Source organism: Halobacteriovorax sp. (assembly GCF_041587335.1).
Taxonomy (GTDB): domain Bacteria; phylum Bdellovibrionota; class Bacteriovoracia; order Bacteriovoracales; family Bacteriovoracaceae; genus Halobacteriovorax.
In genome coordinates this window covers 1-6,411 of sequence record NZ_JBFGYP010000150.1, presented here as the reverse complement: position 1 = coordinate 6,411, position 6,411 = coordinate 1, and the positions used below count along the sequence as shown (strand labels likewise).

Sequence of the window (6,411 nt, the reverse complement as noted above, 5' to 3'; positions counted from 1 at the left end):
TGGGTAGTAGGTTTACGCAAACAACTTCGCATTATTGTAGAGGCCTTACTTGCTTTACCTCTTATTCTTCCACCAACAGTTTTGGGGTTTTACTTATTAATTCTACTAAACCCAAATGGGTTCATTGCTGAGACTTTAAAAATGATGGGCCATTCTGGACAGTTAACATTTAACTTCACGGGATTAATAATAGGATCAACTATTTACTCTCTTCCATTCACTGTTCAACCGTTAATAAACTCCTTTTCTAAGGTGCCCAAAAAATATTTAGATTCAGCTAAACTCCTGGGGGCGACAAGGTTAGATCAATTCCTTAGTATCGTAATGCCATTGAGTAAGAGTGGATTTGTCCTAGGGGCAGTACTTAGCTTTGCTCATACCATCGGAGAGTTTGGAGTTGTAATGATGATTGGTGGTAATATCCCTGGGGTGACTAGAGTTGTTTCAATTGATATCTTTAATCATGTTGAAGCACTGGAGTTTGATAAAGCACATCAACTCTCTCTTGTTATGTTACTTTTTTCCTTAACTCTCTTAGTTGTTATTTACTCATTAAACTCTTCTAGGAGAGGTCGAAAATGATTGATATCAATATAAGTATTAACTTTGATGATTTCAACTTCTCTACAGGTGAATTGAGAATTAACGATGAAGAGGTAACTGTACTCTTTGGAGACTCTGGATGTGGTAAGTCTACTATATTGAATTGTATTTCAGGAAGAGAGAAAAGGTATAACGGAAGTATTAATTTTGAAAAGAATTTAGTTATTGGATATGTCTTTCAAGAGAATTCTTTATTTCCTCATTTAAGTATTGAAGAAAATTTAAGTTATGCTCTTAGAAGATGCCATAACCCTCGTTATACATTTGAAGATATAGTTAAGAGTTTATCTGTGGGTCACTTATTGAAAAAGTCCGTACACTCTCTTTCAGGAGGGGAAGCTCAGAGAGTTTCAATTGCGCGCGCACTACTTTCATCGCCTGATATTTTATTATTAGACGAACCTCTAAGCGCTCTGCACTCAAAAGCAAAAAAAGATATTTTAAATTTAATTCGAACTATTAATAGAGATTACAAACTACCAATCGTTTTGGTTACTCACTCTATGAAAGAAGTTGTTTCCTTATGTGATAGTGTTATTTACATGAAAGAAGGACTTCCCCCCAAAAAAATGGATAAAAAAGAAGCTCTTCTAAAACTCGATCCAAGTGGTCCCATAAACTCAATTGAAAAAGAAAGTATTAGTAGGTTAGGTCTTAGTTTGAATACGAATGACTTCGAACACTTAGTCATTCATTCATCAAATATTATTCCATTGCTAGATATTGATGAACTTAATCCTCTCTCTAATTCCATTTCTTGTACTTTAGATTCTATAGAAAGTTTTGATAATGAAAACTCTGTTTTAAAGCTCAAGTATCTAGAGGACAAATTCCTTTATGCCAAAATAAATAAAAAACCTCTCAGTCGTTTTTCTATAACGCCTGGTCAAAAAGTTGTGGCGCTTTTTGGCCCCGATTCTCATATCATTTAAGTCTGTTTTTACGCTCTGCTCAGGATTTATTCTGAAGAAAATGGCCAACTTTGGCACCAGTATTCCATGGCGACTCCAGAAAAACTTACATTACCCTTCTGGGCCGAATCCCTTTGTTAGTCTTATGTAGGAGACTTTCTTACTTGCTTCATCATATGATTTATTCGAGGTTGAGCAGGAAGCTCAAACTCTTACACACACAACTCAACGGACAGGAAGTTTATTGAGTAAATGACCATTAGGGTCACTACCTTTAAGGAGGGAGATATGTACATGGCAATCGCTGTAGAAAATTCACACCATCCTGCTAACCAGTCCAACTATCGCGTTTGGCACTTGGAACTAGACAGCAATGGAAATGTTGTCTCAATTGGCGCAATGACGCGAGAAGAGCTTGTTAAGAACCTCTTTCAAAATTACAGGAGTAAGGGAGAGTCTAACTGGAGAGCGTTTCTTCAAGACAGAGAGGACTCAACAACAATTGAGCTTTACGATTTTATTTCAAAGAACCCAAATGAGAATACTCACTTTGGTAATCTGCCTACTCTTTCAGAGTTTCAGAAGACTCTAGAGCAACTGCAATTAAGAATGGATTTACAACCCATAGCAGCTTAAATAAAACTTCTGGTTTTTAACACTTATTTGTCGTTAGACAAAAAAAAGGGGGGCTTTGGCCCCCTTTTTCCTTTTAGGTCTCTTCAAAACTTCCTATAATTCTATTGTCATATTTATTTCTAACTCATACCCCTCGGGAGGGATCATGAAACCTTTTATTGTAGTAGCTGATGGCTTTGATAAGAACCTTTTTGAAGACCTAAAGAATACAACTGAATTTGAAGTACATCCATCATCAAAGATCACTCAAGATGAGTTGAAAGAGATGCTTCCAAAGATTAATGGATTAGTAATTAGATCTTCTACGACTATTACAAAAGAGTATTTAGATTTAGCGCCTAATTTAAAGTATGTCATTAGAGCTGGTGCTGGAACTGACAATATTGATAAAGCTTCTTGCCAAGAAGTTGGAGTAAAAGTTTCAAATACTCCTGGAGCAAATAATAATTCTGCAGCTGAGCACGCTGTAGCACTTATGATGACAGTTCTTAGAAAAACTGCTTGGGCCCACAAGACTATGAGTAATGGTGGTTGGGATAAATCTAAATTTACTGGAAATGAATTAGCAAATAAGAAAGTTGGTATTCTAGGATTTGGACAAATTGGTCAAATCGTAGCAAAGAGAATTGGTGGATTTGATCCAGAAGTACAATTTTTTGACCCTTTCCAAGAGGGAAGTGATCTTTCATATGTATCTAAATGTGATGATTTAAAAAAGTTATTTAGCGAGAGTGATATTATAACGATCCATACTCCTTTAATGGATGCCACAAGAGGAATCGTTAATAAAGAATTATTATCTCTAATGAAACCAAATGCAATTTTAATAAATGCTGCAAGAGGTGGAATTGTTAATGAAGAAGATCTCTTTGAAACTCTTAAAGAAGGAAAAATTAGAGGGGCTGGATTTGATGTATTTGCTACAGAGCCATTAGAAGAAAACTCTAAATTAAGAACTTTAGAAAACCTTGTCATGACACCACACCTTGGAGCTTCAACTGAAGAGGCTCAATTTAGAGTTGGTGAGATGGCCGTTCATCAATTAAAAGAATTTTTCATTAATGAAAACCTATTAAATGAGGTAAGAGTCTAATGAAGTCTTTAGCTATTATTGGTTCCCAATGGGGTGATGAAGGCAAAGGAAAGATTACAGATCTTTTAAGTCAAAAGTGTGATGTTGTTGTTCGCTTTCAAGGTGGAAACAATGCTGGTCATACAATTATCGTTGAAGATAGAAAGATCGTATTACATTTAATTCCTTCTGGGATACTACATGACCACTGTGTATCTGTTGTTGGTCATGGAGTTGTATTTGATCCTGAAGCATTTAAAACAGAGCTTGAAGATGTTTTAAGTAATGGGATTGAAGTAAATAGCAATAAATTAAAAATTTCTGGAAATGCTTCAGTTATTACAATGTACAATAAAATAATTGATGCTCAAAGAGAAGCTAAGGGACCTGTTAAGATTGGTACAACTGGAAAAGGAATTGGCCCTGCTTATGAAGATAAGATTTCTAGAAAAGGTATTAAGCTTAAAGATTTACTAGATAAAGAGGTCTTAATCACAAAGTTAAAAGGGAGCCTTTCTGAGAAAGAGCACCTTCTTGAGCATCTCTATAAAGTTGATTACCCAAGTGTTGAGGAAGAGGCGTCTAGACTTTTTGAGCTTGGACAAATGATTAAACCTTTTATTTGTGACACATTTAGTTTTCTCGATCACGCAGTCAAAGATGGAAAGAAAATCTTATTTGAAGGCGCACAGGGAATACTCCTTGATATCGATTACGGTTCTTACCCTTTTGTAACTTCTTCAAGTACAAGTTATGGCGGGATTTTTACTGGAGCAGGAATGCCTTCAGGAAAAGTTGATGAAGTCTTAGGAATTACTAAGGCCTATACTACGAGAGTTGGTGAAGGACCTTTTCCTACTGAGCTATTTTCTCAAGTTGGAGAATTTATTCAGAAAAAAGGCGGAGAGTTTGGAGCAACAACTGGACGTAAGAGAAGATGTGGTTGGCTAGATCTTCCATTATTAAAGTATGCAGTTAAGTGTTCAAGCCTTACTAGTATTGCCCTTACTAAAGTAGATGTTCTAAGTGGAATGGATGAGCTGAAAGTTTGTAAGTCATATAAGTATAATGGCGAAGAAATTGATTGTGCTTATCCAGGTATTGACCTTTCAAAAGTTGAGCCTATCTTTACTGACGTTGCTCCTTTTGAGGATGACTTTAAAGGTGAACTTTCTGACAATTTAAATGCTTACATTGAAATGATTGAGAAAGAGTTAGGGATACCAGTGTCTATTTTAGCTTTTGGTCCTGAAAGAAGTGAAATCAAATTTAGAAAAGAATTTTTTTAGAAAATAAAAAAGAGGGAGTGGGTCTAGGCACTCCCTCTTTAATCAAGGAAGAATATAAAAGGAAAAACCTTTTACTTATTTATTTTCAAATTCTCTACTCATCATGATTACTTTTTCCTTAAATATTTCAGACTGATCTCCAACACTCTGGTGTTGAGCGCAGTCTATTGAGTTCTCGTCAGGAATTGCTTTAGCTGAAAAGCTGAATGAACTTACTAATAGAAAGAAAAGTATAATTAGTTGGTTTTTATAAGGCATTATTATTCTCCTGTAATTCTAACAAGATTGATAATGCCTTATATGAGTTTTTGTTGTGTCAGTTGAATGTAAAGTAATTGTGATTATTGAACTAAGTCGCCAAATACCTTACCGTCTTTGTATTCTTTTAGGTGAACATTACGAATTTGGTTCTTTAGATCAGCCTCTGATTTAACATAAACTTTAACATAGTTCGTAGTGTAACCAGTGTAGAATCCGTCTTTAGTCTTTCTTTCAAATAGTACTTCACTCTGTGAACCAATTTGGTCTTCTGAAAAGAGTGCGAGTTTGGCCTCTCCAAGGTGAAGAAGAGATTTTACTCTCTCTTTTTTTGTAGCACTATGAATATGGTTATCCATTTTTGAAGCTGTTGTTCCTTTTCTTTTAGAATAAGGAAAAACATGGAAGTGAGTTAGAGGCAATTCTTTAGCCAGTTTATAAGTATTTTCAAACTGCTCTTTTGTCTCTCCAGGGAAACCACAAATAAGATCAGCACCGATACCTGCATTTGGAAATGCAGTAATTATTTTATTAATCACTTTCTTGTAGTCGGCAACAGTATATTTTCTTCTCATATTCTTTAGAATTTCATCATCACCAGATTGAAGAGGTATGTGAAAGTGATCTTTAAATTTTGGAGAGCTTTTAAAAACTTCAAGTAGTTCATCAGTTATAGTATTTGGCTCGACACTAGAGAGTCTTAATCTTTCTAGTCCATCAAGTTCAAGAAGAGATCTAACCATATCAGTTAATTTCTCTCCTGAAGAAGTTTCATATTCTCCAATATTAACACCCGTTAAAACGATTTCTTTAAATCCATTGGCAATAAGCTCTTTAGCATTATTAAGTGCTCCCTCAATGCTGATCGCTTTAGATCTACCTCTAGCAAAAGGAATAATACAAAATGAGCATACATAGTTGCATCCATCTTGAATTTTTAAGAATGCTCTTGTGTGAGAGTCTGCTGTCGTTGTAGCTGCTCCGTAGAAATCGGCTGTTTTATCAACGTGGATTGCAGTTGTTTCTTCTTCATTTAAGTATTCGAAGACTTTGTATTTTTCTGAAGTTCCAAGAACTAGATCAACTCCTTGCATATTAGCAATAGTTTCTGGTTCCATTTGAGCGTAGCAACCGGCCACTACAATTTTTCCTTCAGGTGAAGACTTGTGTGCTTTTCTAATAAGGTTACGGCATGTTGAGTCTGCAGAGTCAGTCACTGTACAAGTGTTTACAAAAATAACATCAGCTTTTTCACCAAATTCTACAATCTCATACCCACGGTCAGTAAAACCTTTAGCAACTGAACCTGTTTCAGAGAAATTTAATCTGCATCCTAGAGTATGTAACGCAACTTTTTTTGTTGGATTATTTTCTGTATTTTCCACTTATATAACCTATTTTATAGTATTCACCGACAACATAGTTAATGACGCACTTTTCGACAAGTAGCAAAGTATATTTTTTATACAATTTAATAAAATTATCGAACTTTTTGTTTGACAGAAAAGCAGATAATCTTTATTCTCATTTTCACGTTCAAAGATGAATTTTTGGTCTCTTAGCTCAGTTGGTTAGAGCATCTCCCTTTTAAGGAGAGGGTCCTGTGTTCGAGTCACAGAGAGATCACCATTTTTATTTTTTT

7 protein-coding genes and 1 tRNA gene are annotated in these 6,411 nt (G+C 35.2%); 6 read left to right on the top strand and 2 right to left on the bottom strand.

Annotated elements, in window-relative coordinates:
• The 5 genes from modB to ABX784_RS14760 form a co-directional block, all read left to right on the top strand.
• The coding region (gene modB / locus ABX784_RS14780) for a molybdate ABC transporter permease subunit (protein ID WP_372655831.1) at positions 1-582 on the top strand (582 nt) is incomplete at its 5' end.
• Entirely contained in the window at positions 579-1,535 is a 957-nt protein-coding gene (locus ABX784_RS14775; protein ID WP_372655830.1) for an ATP-binding cassette domain-containing protein, read from the top strand. The genes modB and ABX784_RS14775, both read left to right, overlap by 4 nt.
• A 267-nt stretch (positions 1,536-1,802) precedes the next feature.
• A complete protein-coding gene (locus ABX784_RS14770) occupies positions 1,803-2,150 on the top strand; it encodes a hypothetical protein (protein WP_372655829.1) in 348 nt (115 codons plus the stop codon).
• Positions 2,151-2,295: 145 nt separating this feature from the next.
• The gene (locus tag ABX784_RS14765) at positions 2,296-3,243 is read left to right on the top strand and encodes an NAD(P)-dependent oxidoreductase (RefSeq protein ID WP_372655828.1); all 948 of its coding nucleotides are present in this window, start codon (positions 2,296-2,298) and stop codon (positions 3,241-3,243) included.
• On the top strand, positions 3,243-4,511 hold the full coding sequence (locus ABX784_RS14760) for an adenylosuccinate synthase (RefSeq protein WP_372655827.1): 1,269 nt from the start codon (positions 3,243-3,245) through the stop codon (positions 4,509-4,511). Before ABX784_RS14765 ends, ABX784_RS14760 begins: the two co-directional genes overlap by 1 nt.
• A gap of 75 nt (positions 4,512-4,586) precedes the next feature.
• Here the strand turns inward: ABX784_RS14760 and ABX784_RS14755 are convergent, their stop codons facing one another.
• The gene (locus tag ABX784_RS14755; protein WP_372655826.1) at positions 4,587-4,769 is read right to left on the bottom strand and encodes a hypothetical protein; all 183 of its coding nucleotides are present in this window, start codon (positions 4,767-4,769) and stop codon (positions 4,587-4,589) included.
• A gap of 83 nt (positions 4,770-4,852) precedes the next feature.
• Entirely contained in the window at positions 4,853-6,154 is a 1,302-nt protein-coding gene (gene mtaB / locus ABX784_RS14750) for a tRNA (N(6)-L-threonylcarbamoyladenosine(37)-C(2))-methylthiotransferase MtaB (protein WP_372655825.1), read from the bottom strand.
• A gap of 167 nt (positions 6,155-6,321) precedes the next feature.
• On the opposite strand from mtaB, the gene ABX784_RS14745 reads away from it, so the two are divergent.
• Positions 6,322-6,398, top strand: a tRNA-Lys gene (locus tag ABX784_RS14745).
• Positions 6,399-6,411: the final 13 nt, after the last annotated feature.